General features: G+C 38.4%; 14 protein-coding genes, 1 tRNA gene and 1 other RNA gene. 2 read left to right on the top strand and 14 right to left on the bottom strand.

The genetic code is table 11. The annotated features are described in order from the left end of the window. Positions 1 to 16 precede the first annotated feature (16 nt). The 11 genes from FRX51_RS01130 to FRX51_RS01080 form a co-directional block, all read right to left on the bottom strand. Positions 17 to 445 carry a Fur family transcriptional regulator gene (locus tag FRX51_RS01130; protein ID WP_146495527.1) on the bottom strand — a complete coding sequence of 143 codons (429 nt, stop codon included), beginning with the start codon at positions 443 to 445 and terminating at the stop codon, positions 17 to 19. Positions 446 to 572: 127 nt separating this feature from the next. Then, complete coding sequence (gene polA / locus FRX51_RS01125; RefSeq protein WP_146495100.1) at positions 573 to 3,212, bottom strand: DNA polymerase I; 2,640 nt, start codon at positions 3,210 to 3,212, stop codon at positions 573 to 575. A gap of 66 nt (positions 3,213 to 3,278) precedes the next feature. Then, the gene (locus FRX51_RS01120) at positions 3,279 to 3,608 is read right to left on the bottom strand and encodes a zinc ribbon domain-containing protein YjdM (RefSeq protein WP_146460132.1); all 330 of its coding nucleotides are present in this window, start codon (positions 3,606 to 3,608) and stop codon (positions 3,279 to 3,281) included. 13 nt (positions 3,609 to 3,621) lie between these two features. Further along, the gene (glmS, locus tag FRX51_RS01115) at positions 3,622 to 5,436 is read right to left on the bottom strand and encodes a glutamine--fructose-6-phosphate transaminase (isomerizing) (protein WP_146495098.1); all 1,815 of its coding nucleotides are present in this window, start codon (positions 5,434 to 5,436) and stop codon (positions 3,622 to 3,624) included. Between the two features lie 174 nt (positions 5,437 to 5,610). Then, positions 5,611 to 6,165 (bottom strand): signal peptidase I, encoded by a 555-nt coding sequence (lepB, locus tag FRX51_RS01110; protein ID WP_146495095.1) that lies wholly within the window; start codon positions 6,163 to 6,165, stop codon positions 5,611 to 5,613. Positions 6,166 to 6,329: 164 nt separating this feature from the next. Further along, positions 6,330 to 7,832, bottom strand: coding sequence for a pyruvate kinase (gene pyk, locus FRX51_RS01105; protein WP_146495093.1), 1,503 nt, complete (start codon positions 7,830 to 7,832; stop codon positions 6,330 to 6,332). 33 nt (positions 7,833 to 7,865) lie between these two features. Next, positions 7,866 to 8,879: a 6-phosphofructokinase gene (pfkA, locus tag FRX51_RS01100; RefSeq protein ID WP_146460123.1), complete on the bottom strand. Its 1,014-nt coding sequence runs from the start codon at positions 8,877 to 8,879 to the stop codon at positions 7,866 to 7,868. A gap of 70 nt (positions 8,880 to 8,949) precedes the next feature. Then, entirely contained in the window at positions 8,950 to 12,054 is a 3,105-nt protein-coding gene (locus tag FRX51_RS01095; RefSeq protein ID WP_146495091.1) for a DNA polymerase III subunit alpha, read from the bottom strand. 90 nt (positions 12,055 to 12,144) lie between these two features. Next, positions 12,145 to 12,873 carry a hypothetical protein gene (locus FRX51_RS01090; protein ID WP_186627072.1) on the bottom strand — a complete coding sequence of 243 codons (729 nt, stop codon included), beginning with the start codon at positions 12,871 to 12,873 and terminating at the stop codon, positions 12,145 to 12,147. Between the two features lie 17 nt (positions 12,874 to 12,890). Next, positions 12,891 to 13,589, bottom strand: a complete 699-nt coding sequence (locus tag FRX51_RS01085) for an ABC transporter ATP-binding protein (RefSeq protein ID WP_146495087.1) — start codon at positions 13,587 to 13,589, stop codon at positions 12,891 to 12,893. Then, a complete protein-coding gene (locus tag FRX51_RS01080; RefSeq protein ID WP_146495085.1) occupies positions 13,589 to 13,957 on the bottom strand; it encodes a GntR family transcriptional regulator in 369 nt (122 codons plus the stop codon). Before FRX51_RS01080 ends, FRX51_RS01085 begins: the two co-directional genes overlap by 1 nt. Positions 13,958 to 14,065: 108 nt before the next feature. Between FRX51_RS01080 and FRX51_RS01075 the strand changes: the two genes are divergently transcribed. Then, positions 14,066 to 14,137, top strand: a tRNA-Arg gene (locus FRX51_RS01075). Positions 14,138 to 14,186: 49 nt separating this feature from the next. On the opposite strand, the gene FRX51_RS01070 is transcribed toward FRX51_RS01075, so the two are convergent. Both FRX51_RS01070 and ssrA read right to left on the bottom strand, forming a co-directional pair. Next, positions 14,187 to 14,822, bottom strand: coding sequence for a DUF3862 domain-containing protein (locus FRX51_RS01070; protein WP_146495083.1), 636 nt, complete (start codon positions 14,820 to 14,822; stop codon positions 14,187 to 14,189). Between the two features lie 26 nt (positions 14,823 to 14,848). Then, positions 14,849 to 15,195, bottom strand: a transfer-messenger RNA (tmRNA) gene (gene ssrA / locus FRX51_RS01065). A 74-nt stretch (positions 15,196 to 15,269) separates the two neighbouring features. Here ssrA and FRX51_RS01060 point away from each other — a divergent pair. Continuing rightward, positions 15,270 to 15,863, top strand: coding sequence for a TVP38/TMEM64 family protein (locus tag FRX51_RS01060; protein WP_146495081.1), 594 nt, complete (start codon positions 15,270 to 15,272; stop codon positions 15,861 to 15,863). A gap of 65 nt (positions 15,864 to 15,928) precedes the next feature. On the opposite strand, the gene rpsA is transcribed toward FRX51_RS01060, so the two are convergent. Beyond that, positions 15,929 to 17,137, bottom strand: a complete 1,209-nt coding sequence (rpsA, locus tag FRX51_RS01055) for a 30S ribosomal protein S1 (protein ID WP_146460109.1) — start codon at positions 17,135 to 17,137, stop codon at positions 15,929 to 15,931. Between the last annotated feature and the right edge of the window lie 40 nt (positions 17,138 to 17,177).

Here is a 17,177-nt window from a genome sequence, read left to right as displayed (position 1 = left end):
AGGCTTAGACAATTGTCTAAGCCTTTTTTTCTTGACATAAGGGACAAATCCCATAAATCATGGTCTGCGTTTTGGTAATCTTAAAACCTGTTTCAGCTTGAATAGCTAATTTCACATCAGGTAGGTTAGTTAGCATGACATCAACAATTCTCCCACAATTTTGACAAATAACATGGGGATGGTGATGACCTAAAAAGTCATAATAGCTGGTGTTATCTTGTGGTAATTTTAACTCACTAACAAAACCCTCATCAACCAGAACCTTGAGATTATTGTAAACAGTCGCCAAACTCATGCTAGGATAGTTTGGTAACAAATCTTGATAGATTTTCTCTGCACTTGGGTGTTCATGACTCTCAATCATATAGGCCAAAATCGCCTTCCGTGTATCCGTCAATCGAATATGACGTTCTTTTAGCTCTTCCAATGTTTCTTCATAAATCATACGATCTGTTTCTGATAAGATGATCACAGCCACACCTCCCAACCTCTTTATTTTAATTTCATGTGAAGTAAATCAATCATCGACCAATTTATTGATACCTCAATTTCTTCAACAACTGACTAATGGCCTATTTTGCCTCGTACCAGGTTTGACCATGACTTTGATCAACCAAAAGTGGCACTGCCAGATTAACGGCATTCTCCATAGTATCCTTAACCAAGAGTTGAACTTCCTCTAGCTCGTCCTTAGGCACTTCCAAGACGATTTCATCATGCACCTGCAAAAGCATTCTGGCTTTCAACCCTCTTTCAGTTAGTTGTTTATCTAATTCAATCATAGCTATTTTTAGAATATCAGCGGCACTCCCTTGAATTGGAGAATTGATGGCCGTTCGTTCCGCAAAGCTACGCAGATTAAAATTACGCGAATGGATGTCTGGCAATTCACGCCGACGTTTAAAGATGGTTTCAACATACCCTTTAGTTTTAGCGTATGCGACAATCTGATCCATGTAGGTCTTAATCCCTGGATAACGTGCAAAATAGGTTTCGATATAAGTTTTAGCTGCTTGGCGGCTAATGCCTAAGTTATTAGATAGACCAAAATCAGAAATCCCATAAACCACTCCAAAGTTAACCGCCTTGGCATTGCGACGGTCATTATCGGTCACTTGATCTGGACTGGCAATGCCAAAAACCCGCATGGCTGTTGAAGTATGAATATCTACCCCTTGCTTAAAGCCGTCAATCAAATGCTCATCACCAGAGATATGAGCCAAGACCCGCAATTCAATTTGAGAATAATCTGAACTCAGCAATAACCAATCTGGATGTGACGGTCTGAATGCCTTACGAATCAAACGCCCTTGTTCTAAACGAATAGGAATATTTTGCAAATTAGGATCGGTACTAGACAGACGACCTGTTTGGGTTAAATCTTGTACATAACGTGTATGAATTTTATGATCACCTAAAATATAATCTTGTAAACCAAGAATATAGGTGGACTGCAATTTAGTAATTTGACGATAATCTAAAATCTTTCTAACCAAGTCTGACTGATGAGCCAAACGCTCCAAAACATCAGCTGCTGTTGAATAACCTGTCTTGGTTTTCTTGGTAGCTGATAGCGGCAGCCCCATTTTTTCAAACAAGATAACTCCCAACTGCTTGGGCGAATTGATATTGAAAGTTTCACCAGCCAAGTCATAGATTTCTTCTGTTAGTTGATCAATCACCAACTGATTTTCCAAAGCCATCTCTTGTAAACTGGATTGCTCAACCTTAATACCTGCTATTTCCATCTTAGCCAAAACAAAAGCCAAAGGCAATTCCATCTTGTAGAATAACTCTTCCTGCTGATTATCTTTTAGAGCTTGACTCATTATCGGTTCTGTTTCTATCAGAACTTGAATCTTTCTTGCCAAATGAGCATGGAAGAGTTCATCTTCTGGTAAGGCACGTTTGACACCTTTGCCATAAACTTGTTCATCACTACTTAGTTGCCCCTTGCCGTATAGACGAGCAATGGTTGCCAAGTCATTATCTTCAACGGTGGATAACAAGTACTTGGCCAAGCGACTGTCATAGCTAGCCATTGGCAAATCAATGCCTAATTGATGCAACAAGACTTTGGTTCGCTTACTGTCATAAGTTTTGATCGGTTGCGATAAAACTTTTTTAAATAAGTCTGTGTTTAATAAAGAAAGATTTTGACTGACATAAATCCTTTGTTCGTTTCCCCAAGCAAAACCAACAATATCTTCGACATGATAATTATCATTTAAGATTTCAAAGTAAAAGAATTGGTCCTCTGAAAACATCTCAGCACTAAGATCTTCTGTGACTAATTGATAAGCAATCTTTTCTGCGGCTGGTTCTGGTAAATCCAAGGCTTGACGGAACTGCCTAAAGTCCATTTCCTCATAGAAAATAGCAAGGCTAGTTAGGTTTGGACCTTGATAAAGTAAATCATCTAAGCCAATCGTCACTGGTGCTTGGGTGTTGATGGTCGCCAAGGTCTTAGATAAAAAAGCCTGTTCTTTATCTGCAATTAAGTTTTCTTTCATCTTAGAAGGTTTTAGCTCGTCCAAACGTTCATATAAATTTTCTAGACTGCCAAATTCATGCAAGAGCTTCAGACCAGTTTTCTCACCAATCTTAGTCACACCAGGAATATTATCCGACTTATCTCCCATTAGGGCTTTGAGATCCACAAATTGTTGCGGTGTTAAACCTAGTTTTTCCTTGAGATAGATCGGTGTGAACGCTTCAAACTCTGCCACACCTTTTTTAGAAATCTCAACCACGGTATTCAGATCTGTAAGCTGAATCAAGTCCTTATCACCACTAACAATGGTAATCTCAAAAGGTTGATTTGACGCCTCTGCCAACTTGGCCATCGTACCAATAATGTCATCTGCTTCATAATTAGGCAAATCATAATAGGTAATCCCCAAATGGGTCAACATCTCACGAATATAAGGAAACTGCTCACGAAATTCTTCAGGCGTTTTTGCCCGACCAGCCTTATAGTCTGTAAATAAGTCTGTCCGAAAGGTCGTTTTGCCAGCATCAAAAGCCACTAGGACATGGGTTGGCTGCAAACGTTCCATCATGTGATCCAGCATAAGATGAAAACCGTAAATGGCATTTGTATGCAAACCAGTTTGATTTTTGAAACGATCTAATTGATTGTATAGGGCAAAAAAGGCTCTAAACGCGACAGATGACCCATCAATGAGTAATAATTTTTTCTTTTCTAACATGCTATTATTATAACATAATTTACCAAGCAGGAAAAAGAAAGAGAAGCATCTGCTTCTCTTTAACTTTTATAATTTTTTAACAAATTCTGATTTTAATTTCATGGCACCAAAACCATCAACCTTACAGTCAATATTGTGGTCACCCTCAACCAATCGAATATTTTTAACACGAGTTCCTTGTTTAATATCCTTAGGAGCTCCTTTAACTTTCAAATCCTTAATAACCGTTACACTATCACCGTCTGCTAGACGCGTACCATTACTATCAAGAACAACTAATTCATCACTATCTTCTACCGTTTCGTTTGGATTCCATTCATAGGCACACTCTGGACAGATGTAAAGATCGCGATCTTCATAGACATATTCTGATTGACATTTTGGACAATTCGGCATGATTTTCTCCTTTTTATTCTACTGTAACTGATTTCGCAAGGTTGCGTGGTTTATCCACATCCAAACCACGTTGGAGTGACGCATAGTAAGCCACTAACTGCGTTGGAATAACCATAGCAATGCTAGATAGATAAGGGTGAACGCTACTCACAACAATATCATCATCTTCTTTGTTAATACCTTCTTCAACAATGGTCAACACATGGGCACCACGAGCTGCAACTTCTGCTACATTACCACGAACATGTGGTGCTAGGATTGAATTATTTGACATCAAGGCAATCACTGGCGTTCCATCTTCAATCAGTGAAATTGTCCCATGTTTCAATTCCCCCGCAGCAAATCCTTCACATTGAATATAAGAAATTTCTTTCAGTTTAAGGGCAGCCTCCATAGCGACATAATAATCACTACCACGACCGATATAAAAGGCATTGCGAGCTGTTGAAAGCAATTCTTCCACCTTATTGGCAATCATTTCCTTATCAGACAGACTGGCTTCAATAGATTGTGCCACAAGTGACAACTCATGAACCACATCAAAGGCTGCTGCTTTCGTATTATTGTTTGCTTGACCAACTGCCTTAGCCAAGAAAGCCATCGTCGCAATTTGTGCCGTATAGGCTTTGGTTGAAGCTACTGAAATCTCAGGACCTGCATGAAGCAACATCGTATGACTCGCTTCACGAGATAGGGTTGAACCTGGAACATTAGTAATTGTTAAACTTGGCAAGCCTAATTCATTCACCTTAACCAAGACTTGACGGCTATCAGCGGTTTCACCAGATTGGGTTAAGAAGATAAACAAGGGTTTTTGACTCAAAAGCGGCATACCATAACCCCACTCAGAAGCAATTCCCAACTCTACTGGTGTGTCAGTCAATTCTTCCAAAAATTGTTTCGAGGCAAAACCAGCATGATAAGACGTTCCTGCTGCAATGATATACAGACGGTCAGCTTCTTGAACAGCTTTAACGATAGCTGGATCAACTGCCATATTTCCATTTGCATCTGCGTAAGTCGAAATTAACTTACGCATCACACTTGGTTGCTCGTCAATTTCTTTTAACATGTAGTGAGGATAAGTTCCCTTACCAATATCTGACAAATCAAGTTCTGCCGTGTAGGCCTCACGCTCCAATGAATTACCTGCGTAGTCTTGAACAGAAACACTATCCTTAGTCAATACTACCAACTCCTGATCGTGAATCTCCATGTATTGATTGGTTTCACGAATCATGGCCATCGCATCTGAACAGACCATGTTATAACCCTGACCAAGCCCAATTAAAAGTGGTGACTTATTTTTAGCCACATAAATAGTATCCGCATCTTCCTTATCAATCAAAGCAAAGGCATAAGATCCCTTAATCAATTGAAGAGCCTGACGAAAGGCTGACAAGGTATCTAGGCCATCTTCTTCGACAAACTTACCAATCAAGTGTACTGCCACTTCTGTGTCAGTTTGCCCCTTAAAATGATGTCCGCCCAAATACTCTTCTTTCAACTCTGCATAATTCTCAATCACACCATTATGAACCAAGGTCAAACGTCCTGTTTCTGATTGATGAGGATGAGCATTTTCTTCTAGCGGTTTACCATGGGTTGCCCAACGTGTATGACCAATACCACGGTCTCCCAGCTCTTGATTGCCAACTTTATCACGTAAATCAGCGATGCGACCAACCGACTTAATCAAGGCAGTCTTATCTCCTGCTGTCACAAAAATTCCCGCTGAGTCATAGCCACGATACTCTAATTTTTCTAAACCTTGTAATAAAATATCAGTTGCATTAGAATTTCCAACAACTCCTACAATTCCACACATATCATTCTATCTAGTCACTCGGACTATTTCTCCTTTATAAAATTGGTCTAGTCATTTTTATAATCATAAACTAACCCTTATCAGTATATTACTTTATAAAATCTTTGTCAAGAATTTCACGTATGTACAATTGGTCTAGTCATTTAAAGAAAAAGACCAGCAAAATCTGATCTTCTATTCTGTCCGAATAAAACCAAAATCATCCATGGGCCAGAGCCTAAATTCAACCACGCCCTTTATCTGACTTTTTTTGATCAAACCAAATTGACGACTATCTGCTTGATTCTTACGATTATCATTAAGAATAAGATAATAACCTTCAGGAATATTTGTTAGAGATTGCCCAGTCAGTGTTGTCAAATCAAAATCATCAGTAAAACTAGGTGACATGTCATTGGTCACATATTGATTTTTTAAACTAGTTAAATAAGGCTCGTCCTGAGCTTGATTATTACGATAGAAAATATCATCCATATAAACAACAGAATCGCCTGCTTCTGCAATAAGACGACCAATATAAGTCTTACCTTCAACATCATATTGCACAAAGTCGTGCAAACTTAATTCTTTCTTTTTGTTGATTAAAACCAAATCGCCTGTTCTTAAATAGGTATTGCTCTCCACTTCTGTAATCTTGGCAGTTGAAAAGACAAACGTTCGTAATCCAAGAAAAACACCAGCTATTAAGAGTAAACCAAATATATTTCTGATAAAATCTCGTTTAAGCATCCTAGCCCCCTTATTCTTTTTCCATTTAACCATTATATCATGTTTTAATGGCATATTCTAGCTTATTATTTTTGAAAATAGAATAAACAAATTGTAAAGCAATACCCTTTTATCAATCATAAAAAGTTACCAAAATAAACTTTGGTAACTTTTAGATCGTTTTATTATTTCACTGTACGAATACGCATTGTGTTCGTACCACCAGAACCAACTGGTACACCAGCAACAATAACGATATTATCACCAGTTTCAACCAAACCTGATTCAAGTGCCATTTTCTCAGCCAAGTCAAACATATCATCTGTTGATGCAGGTTTAGCTGTCACAACTGGAATGACACCCCAGTTAATCATCAATGATTTTTGAGTTTTTTCATCAAAAGTCACTGCCAAGATATCTGCATCTGGACGGTATTTAGAAATCGCACGAGCCGTATTACCTGATTCTGTAATGGTCACAACCAACTTGATATTCATTGAGTTAGTTGCATCTTTAACAGCAGATGCGATAACTTCTGTTTGATTGCTACGATCGTAGCTTGATGAATCAAGACGACCGTATTCGCTAAGTAAGGCTTGACCATTTTTAGCAACAGTTGCCATTGTACGAACTGATTCTACTGGGTATTTACCGTTTGCAGACTCACCTGACAACATTGTTGCATCGGTACCATCAATAACCGCATTGAAAACATCTGATACTTCTGAACGTGTTGCACGAGGTTTTTCAGTCATTGTTTCAAGCATGTTTGTTGCAGTGATAACAGCTTTGCCAGCAGCGTTAACTTTCTTGATAATCACTTTTTGATAAACTGGAACCATTTCAAATGGTACTTCGATACCCATATCTCCACGAGCAATCATGATACCATCAGCTGCTTCGATGATTTCGTCAAGGTTATCAATACCTTGTTGGTTTTCAATCTTAGCAAATAGTTTAACGTGATCGTTACCAGTTTCTTCACAGATAGCACGAACTTCTTCAACGTCCTTAGCTGTACGAACAAATGAAATGGCAATAAAGTTCAAACCTTGCTCAAGACCAAAACGAATATCAGCATTGTCACGCTCAGCAAGAGCTGGGAATGGAATTGAGGTATTTGGAATATTTACACCTTTTTGTTTAGCGATAACGCTATCGTTTTCAACTTCTACTTCAAATTCACGAGTGGCGTCATCTTTACCGATAACACGAAGACCCAATTTACCATCATCAACAAGGATTTGTTGACCAACAGCAACATCATCAAAAATATCCAAACCACCAGCAACGTTAAGGGCAATCACATCACGAGTTGATTTAATACCTTGTTTTGTCGCAACACGGATTTTTTCACCAGTTGTGTAGTCGTACTCTTTTGCGTCACTTTCAAATAATTCCGTACGGATTTCTGGGCCTTTAGTATCTAACAAGAAACCAACTTTTTGGTTAGCAATTTCTTCAGCACGACGAACCACTGCCATACGTTGACCTTGCTCTTCATGGTCACCATGTGAAAAGTTAAAACGGAATACATTGGCACCTTCTTTAATCAACTGAGCGATACGTTGAGCTGACGCTTCAACATCAAGGCTCTCACCCCAGTAACCATCTTCACCGAATTTTTTACCACCACGGAATTCCACCGCTGGACCAAGGGTTGCAACAATTTTTACACGCTTATTCATTTATTCTTTACTCCTATTTGATATTTTTATCGCTTAACGCGCCAAACCTTTATTCAATTTAGCAAAATCCAGACGGGCTTTATGTGGGTTATTAACCACAATCTTACCATCTTCAGTTAGGCTAAACAAAGCACCTTCTTCTGCTGTTCCAAGAATTGGACTCTCAATCAATTGCTCGTTTTTTACACCAACAGCGAGACCACCTTTACCAGCTTTAAGCAATTCAACCGCATGTGATCCCATCCAAGAAGCTAAGACACGATCACGAGGGGATGGTGTACCACCACGTTGGATATGACCTAGATTTGTGATACGAAGATCGCTTGTGTCACCCGCTTCACGCATCTGTTTGGCAAATTCTTCACCACTCATCACACCCTCAGCAAGAACGATAATAAAGTGATCTTTTTTCTTCACTTCATAACCTTCTTTAAGGTTGGCAACAACTTCTTTCATATCAAATGGTTCTTCTGGGATTACAATAATGTCTGCACCAGTAGCAATACCTGCCCAAAGAGCAATATCACCTGCGTTGCGCCCCATAACTTCAACGATAAAGGTACGACCATGACTAAATGATGTATCACGAATTTTATCAATAGCTTCTGTTGCTGTTCGAACAGCTGTATCGAAACCAATCGTATAATCTGTTCCAACAATATCATTGTCAATGGTTCCTGGAATACCAATTGCTGGGAAACCATGTTCTGTCAAACGCATAGCACCATGGTAAGAACCATCACCACCGATAACAACTACACCTTCAATACCATGTTTTTTCAATTGTTCAATTCCAGCTAATTGTCCTTCTAACTTGGCAAATTCAGGATAACGAGCAGATTTTAGGAAAGTGCCACCATGTGAGAGAATATTAGACACACTCTTAGCGTCCATTGGGAAAATATCTCCCTCAACCATACCAGCATAGCCACGATTGATACCGTAAACTTCCATTCCTTCTGAAATTGCTTTACGAACAACTGCTCGAATCGCATTATTCATTCCTGGAGCGTCACCACCACTGGTTAAAACAGCAATACGTTTCATTTATCTTTGTACTCCTTTTTCTTTTTAACTACATCATTATAGCACATTCACAAGTAAAATTCTTCACTTTTTAGTGAAAAATCGTTTTCATCACATAAGTTTTTAATTTTTCTTCCATTTCTTTTGACTTGGCGACACGGTAATTTCGACTTCGTAAAGTTTCTTTCTCCTCCTCGTATCTTAAAATAACAGGAAAATCACCAGGATATTGAGCTAGAATAGCTGATATTTCGCGGTCATGATCATGATTAGCTAATTGAATCCAGAATTTTTCCGTAATAATTGGGCTGATCTGTTGAGCAATCAACTGCAAACGGTCCTGACGTTCTTGCACTTTCCCCTTAATATAAATAATTTTCCCCTCTTCAAGATGTGAAGCCAAACGCTGATAGTCATTCGGAAAAACCGTTACATCAAGTTTTTTCACACCATCAGTTAAACCAACAAACGCCATCAATTGACCTGTTGTTTTGGTGCGAATTTCTCGAATACTTTCTATTTGCCCCAAGACGGTCACTATTGTATTATCTACCAACTCATCAAAATGCGTGTAGCTCCCTTGTTGCTCTCTTAGAATTTGAAAAACTGGATGGGGACTTACCCCTACACCCAAAATTTCTTGTTCCATCTCGTACTTTTCTTGGCTTGAAAAGTCATCAGCCTCAGTCCAGTGATAAGATGACTGGGCAAATAAACTTCCTAATTGAGTCACAAAATTTAAGAGAGATGGCAAATTTTGTAAAATTTTTTGACGGTTGGGTTCTAAGTCATCAAATAGTCCTGCCTTAGTGATGGTTTCTAACAAATCAATCTTATGATACGACTCTGGCAAACGCATTAAAAAATCTTCTACACTGGTAAAAGGACGATTAGCATACAGCCACTGACTTAAATCTTGTCCAAGCCCCTTAATCCGTTTCAAACCTAAATAAATGCGACCATCTTTAACCAAATCTTTCTCACTAATGTGATTGATGGATACAGGAGCTAGTGAGAAATCTTGTTGCAGGGCATCTCTGATATAGTCACCACTTGAGTAATTCAGCATGATTTGATAAAACACATCAGGATACTGTGCCTTAAAATAAGCTAACTGAAAAGCTAAGGCCGAGTAAGCATAGGCATGACTACGGTTAAAGCCATAACCAGCAAACTTAGCCATGCGCTCAAAAATAGCTTGGGCAGTTTGTTGATCATGTCCATTTTTGAGAGCACCAGCCATAAAATCGCTAGCCATGGCTGTCATTTCTCGTTGATTTTTTTTGGACATGGCTCGTCTAAGCATATCTGCCTTTCCAAGACTAAAACCTGCATAAACCTGAGCAATCTGCATGACCTGCTCTTGATAAAGCATGATGCCGTAGGTTGATTGTAGGATTGGATCAATCTCTGGTGATAAGGTTTCAACCCGTTCTTGACCAAACTTACGTTTGACAAAATTGCTAATGTAATCACTTGCTCCTGGACGATTAAGACTGGTTGTCGCTACAATTTCTTCAAAACAATGTGGCTTCACTTGTTTCAGCAGATTGATGGCTCCTGATTTTTCAAATTGAAAAATCCCCTTGGTTTGACCTTGAGCAAACAATTGCAATGTTTTAGAATCTTCTAAATCAATAGAAGCAATCTTTATTTCCTGACCGTAGCGTCTTTTTACTTCTTCTGCCATTTTTTGAGCAAAAGTTAAATTACGCAAGCCTAAAAAGTCCATCTTCAACAGACCATTAGCCTCCACACTATTGGCGTCAAATTGCGTAATCATCATCTCTTCTCCAGCTTTTAGAGGAATGTGATTAGTCAATCTATCATCACTCATCACAATCCCTGCGGCATGAATAGAAGTCTGACGTGGTTGGCCCTCAATTCGTTTGGCAATTTCAAATGCCTTTTGATACTCTTTTTTCTCCAAAATCAACTGACGAAACGATAGATTAGTTTGATAGACTAGAGATAAGGTATCTTTGAAACGAATTTTCTTGCTTAGAACATTCAAATCATACTCACTCGCCCCAAACCGTTTAAAAACATCGCGTAAGGCTTGCTTAGCCCCAAAGGTTGAGAAAGTCACAATCTGAGCCACATGCTCCTTGCCATAGCGTTCCTTGACATAATGCAAGAAATCACTACGATGAATATCTGGAATATCGATGTCAATATCTGGCATGCTGTATCGTTCTTCATTAAGAAAACGTTCAAACAGCAGTTGATTTTTCACAGGATCAATACCTGTAATATCTAAAGCATAAGCAACCAAACTACCAGCAGCTGACCCACGTCCCATTCCCATGTAGTAATTTTGACGGCGTCCAAATTGCAAGAGATCCCAAACAATCAAAAAGTAATCATCAAAGCCCATTTGATGAATAACAGCAAGTTCCTGATTCAGACGGTCTTGATAGGCTGGCTGCCATAATTGTTTTGCTTTTAAGCCCCTTTCAGCTTCTTGTCGTAATTCTTGATGGGCTGGTACTAGCTGATTAAAACGAGGCAGTTTTAATTGACTATTTAACTGATAGTCAATACCTGTTACCAACTCATTTAGATGAAGCAAACTTTCTGGAAAACGTTCTTGAAAAAGTGTTCCGAGTTCCTGTGCTGATGATAAAACTTGGCCACGTTTAACTGAACCAGTTTGTGCCAAACTACTATTATCACGAATAGCATGTAAAACCTGTAAGGTTTCCATTTCTGATTCTTGGTAGTAGCGAACGGTATGTAGGGGAATAATTGGTTTAGGATAAGGTATTTGTGGACTATCCAAAAAAACACCTATCATGTAATCAAAAGATACATCTAGACTCTCAATCCCTTCAAAATAAGGCACCACAATAGTCAAATCCTGCCTATTGCTTGGTAAATCTGCTACATTTAGTCCTGTCGTCATAACTTGAGTTGCTAATTGTAAAAGCTGATGATAACCCTTAGTATTTCGAGCGATTAGATAAAACGAACGTCTTGTTTCTTCAAGGGGTAATTCCACTTCCAAGCCTATAATAGGCTGCAACCCTAGTTTTTTAGCTTCTTGCATAAATTGGTAAGCCCCGTAGAGATTCCCCTTATCCATAATCCCCACTTGCTGATAGCCAAGTTCCTTAGCCTTCATCAAATAACCTTTAAGGTCAATCAGACTGTCCATAAAACTATAAACAGTCTTTGTATCCAACTGCACAAACATAAGTTTTTCTCCGATTAGTATTTCTTTTATTATACTATGATTTTCCCCTAATTGCAGACAAAAATAGTGACGTGCCTAAACACCCCACTATTACTGTAAATTCAAGCGATTCTTGATGATAAAATGAATCATTCCATAATAAATCCCTATACAAAGCAAGCTAAACAAAGACATGACCGACCAATAGCTCAGCTCATTAACTAGAACAGTTCCTAAAAAATTAGTAACCAAGGACATTACCACCACCAGCAAGAAATAAGTAAGAAAACTCATCAAGATTTGACGATTTCTAAACAAATGTCCTACTGCAACCGCCAAATAAATGGTCAAAATTTCTCTACTGATAGATAAAACCCACTGAATCAGACTCAACATCCAATTAATCGTTGTCATTTCCCCCCAAAGTACTGCCCACATTGAACGGTCTAACCACTCAAAACCAATCCCAAGGCCAATAAAAATAATGAGGGCATTGACTGAAGCTAAAAATAAGGACACTAAAAGTTTTGACATTAAAATTTGGTGGGTTGATACAGGTAAGGTTAGGGTCAAATAAGCTTGACGACCAAAAAGCTCTTGCCTAAAACGATGGCAAATAATAAAAATTGTTGCAATCATCATAGCCACAATTAACAAAAACGTAACAACAGCAGAAAAACTATACACTGTGTATAGCCAGTTAGACAAGCTAACCGATTGACCAAGAGCTTGAAATTCCGGCGTCAATCGTCGTAAAGCAAAAGCCATTGCCAAACATAAGGCATATAGCCCTAGATACCACCTGCCAACAGATTTTAATTCATACTTTACTAACTTCAAAAACACGGTCGTCTCCTTTAACTCTTAAATGTTTCACGAAACAGCTTATCCATGGACATGCCATAAGTTTGGCGTAAATCATCAACTGCTCCTTGCAAACACACCTGACCCTTATCCAAAAATACCACATCATCTAAGATTGGTTCAACATCAGCAATCAAATGAGTTGAAATCAACACAGAAGCATCTTCTGAATAATTGCTAATGATTGTTTTTAAAATATACGTTCGTGTGATTGAATCAACTGCTGCAATCGGTTCGTCCAACAAATACAGTTTAGCTTGACGGCTCATCACCAAAAGCAATTGAACCTTTTCCTTGTCTCCTTTAGATAAATTTTTAAGGTACTGTTTTTTGTCAATTGCTAAATCTTTCAAGAGGCTTTCTGCTCGTTCACGATCAAAATCAGTATAAAAATCAGCAAACAAGTGGATAATATCAACCACTTTCATATAATCTTTCAAGTAAGTTTGATCTGGTAAATAAGATACCATAGTCTTAGTTTCTACAGATGGTTCTAAACCATTGATTAGCACACGACCTTGATCTGTTTTCAAAAGCCCCATAATTAGCTTCATTATAGTGGTCTTACCGCTACCATTTGGCCCTAACAAGCCAATGATTTTTCCTGTCGATAAATCCAGATTGAGATTTACCAAAACTGGAGAATGCCCATAAGCTTTTGAAACTCCTTGCAAACTTAATAAAGTTGTCATCACTGCCTCCCTTCCACATAAGCTTTAACCTTGCTTAAAATTTCATCTTCTGTAAAACCAAAATTTTTCATATTGGCCACAAAGGATTCAATTTCGGCATAGGCGACGTCATGACCAACCTTTTTTAATAAGGAGTCATTTTCAGTCACATAACGACCTGACGTTCGAGTTGTAAAAACCAGACCTTCTTGTTCCAATTCCTTATAAGCTCTTTGTGTCGTATTAGGATTTACACCTGCTTCTTCAGCTAATTCTCTCACCGTTGGCAATTGATCACCACTGTGCAATTCGCCACTGATGATTTTCATTTTGATCCGCTGTGCTAACTGGATATAAATTGGCGATTTTTCATCAAAAATCCAAGCCATTTCCTAACCTCCTTTCATACGACTCTTATCTTTTCATCTTATAATTTTTTTCACCTTTTATCAAGAGAAACCTCCTTATCGCTTCATTTTATGATATAATAAAAATGACCATCCTTAGTGTAATGGATATCACGCAAGATTCCGGTTCTTGAAATGGGAGTTCGATTCTCTCAGGGTGGATAACAACCACACATGAAAATAAAGTTAGCCAACCAGCTAACTTTATTTTTTATCCTAAACCATTTTGATTTTTCTTAACCAAGCCACCTTGCTCAAAAATCAATTCGATATTGGCAGAATTAACATTGCCACCTTTTTTCAGTCCACTAGACCAAATAGCCTGAATACTGGATTTACCAGTTGATACCACTTGAGCCATCACGTCTGGACGACCTAATTTTTCAACAGCCTGATCAAAGCTCATACCTTCTGTTAAAGATTTATAGTCATCAAGTGTGACACGTTCTTCTCTGACAAAATTAAAGTTAGAAATAGAGCGTGAAATGGCACTATTTTCAAACTGTTGTACAGAGAGCTCAACTTGATCAAAATTCCAAGTATAAACATCAACTGTCACATTTTCCCCAGCTTCTTTGGTCTCATGTTTGCTCGGTTGACCAAACAGTGCTGTCAATTCGTCTAAATTCGACCCACCCTTAAAGTCATTAGCTTCCTCACCAAGTTTAATCTGCTCAAACTTCATTCTGACATCTTCATGATTAGGCGTACTTGGCTCAGTCAGCCAAGATTGTTCAACCTGTAATGATTCCTTGGTTGTGGCTTTTTGAGTTTGATTACTTGAACAAGCCACTAATAACATGACTGACAGAGCAAGACTTGCTAAACTCATCACTTTTTTTGTCATATCTATCCTCTATCTTTAATAAAATTTTATGGAGCCGGTGGGAGTCGAACCCACGTCCAAACACTTGCCAACATATTTGTCTACAACCATAGGCCTTGTCTTCATTTAACAAAAAATTGACACAAGGCTCAAGCCTATCTTTTGCGAGTCTAATCATCTCTTTTTGGTTAGTTAGACCCTAACCAAACGTAGCTTGTTAAAATAAGACCTCTAATGAAACACAAGCCATTTCATAGCGGTCACGCCCGCTGGTTTTTAAGCAGCTAAAGCGTAAGAAGTGTTATTTTTTGCAGTTATATTTAACTGAACGGTTACGCCGTCACTCGAGTTGCAAAATATGCCTCATAATGCCTGTCGAATCCGTAACGACCCCAAAACATTACTTAACTAGTATATCAAAAACATTAAAAGATAGCAAAAAAATACTATTTTTGGTATGATAAAAGCATGTATAGATTTTGGCAAAAAGTATTTCAGATACTTGGTTTTTTGACGTTAATTGTTTCTGTTGCCCTAGTTATCTGGTTATTTCAAAAAGGAATTTTAAATGACCAAAATGCTTTCAAAACATGGGTTCAGCAATATCAGGTCATGGCTCCTGTAATTTTTATTCTCATTCAGATTATCCAAATTGTTATTCCTATTCTCCCAGGTGGTGTCACAACTGTGGCTGGCTATCTCATCTTTGGCCCGTGGTTAGGCTTTATCACGAATTATATTGGGATTATGATTGGCAGTGTCATTCTTTTTCTCTTAGTTAGACGCTACGGTAAACCCTTTATCCATCTTTTTGTCAAAGACAAGGATTTAAGTAAATACGAAGCCAAATTGGAAACAAAAACCTATGAACGTTTTTTCATCTTTTGCATGGCATCACCTATTTCACCTGCCGATATCTTGGTTATGGTAACAGGTCTAAGCAAAATGTCACTTAAACGATTTATTATGATTCTCTTGTTCACTAAGCCTTTATCAATTATCGGATATAGTTATTTGTGGATCTATGGTGGCTCTTTCATTCAATATCTTCTTGGCTTATAGCACCAGTTAGCTGGTGTTTTTTATTTCCAACAAAAAAAGCTTGAAGAATTCAAGCTTTTTCTTTATTACAATTCGATATCGCCAAACAAGTCTGCCATTGAGAAACCAGTTTGTGTTTCTGGCAATTCGTAATCACGTTTTTCTTGACGGCGTGGACGACGTGGACGAGATTGACGTTTCTCACCGTTGTCACCTTCAGTTTTTTCTTGTGCTGGACGCTCTTCAAGTGCCTTGATTGACAATGATACACGCTCATCAGCAGCATTCACTTCAAGCACTTTAACAGTTACAGCTTGACCTACTGAAAGGGCATCTTTTGGATTTTCAACACGTTTGTGTGAAATTTGTGAGATATGTACCAAACCATCAATACCTGGCAATACTTCAACAAAAGCACCAAAGTCAGTCAAACGTTTAACAGTTCCTTCAACAACATCACCTGCAGCTAATTTTTGCTCTACACCATCCCATGGTCCAGGAGTCGTTGCTTTAAGAGAAAGTGATACACGACCTTCTTCTTCATCAATAGCAAGCACTTTAACGTCAACATCTTCACCAACAGTAACCACTGATTTTGGTGAGACGTTACGCTCATGTGACAATTCTGTCACGTGAACCAAACCATCAACGCCACCAAGATCGATGAAAGCACCAAAGCTAGTCAAACGAGCGACTTTACCAGTAACAACTGAACCAACTTCAATCTTAGAAAAGACTTCTTGACGAGCTGCTGCAGTTGTTTCTTCTACAACTTCACGACGTGACAAAATGAAACGATTTTCTGCTGCATTAACTTCTTTAATTTTTGCGTCAAATTCTTGACCAACGAAACGCTCAGTATTGCGAACGAAACGTGTATCAAGCATAGATGCTGGAATGAAACCACGAAGTCCTTCAAATTCAACTGAAAGGCCACCTTTAACGGCACGAGTACCTTTAACAGTAACAACTTCTTCTTCACGTCCAACAAGTTTGTCCCAAGCTTTACGAGCTTCTAAACGTTTTTTAGAAACTAGGAAAGTTACTGTGTCTGTATCTTTACCTACAACTTGACGAAGAACAAGCACTTCTAGTGTTTCGCCAGCTTTAACAAAATCGTTGATGTCTGCATCACGCTCGTTTGTCAACTCACGAAGAGTTAAAACACCTTCAACACCTGTTCCTTCAATAACAAGGTTTGCTTGACCGTTATCAACTGTTAAAACTTCCGCAGTGACAACGTCACCTGGGTTAACTTCGCTAACACTATTTAGCAAATCTTCAAATTCATTCATTCTAAAAAATCCTCCAACAAAAGCTAGCAAAGCTAGCTTT

The sequence above is a fragment of the Streptococcus sp. sy010 genome (assembly GCF_007859175.1).
Lineage (GTDB): Bacteria > Bacillota > Bacilli > Lactobacillales > Streptococcaceae > Streptococcus.
This window is presented reverse-complemented; position numbering and strand designations above follow the sequence as displayed.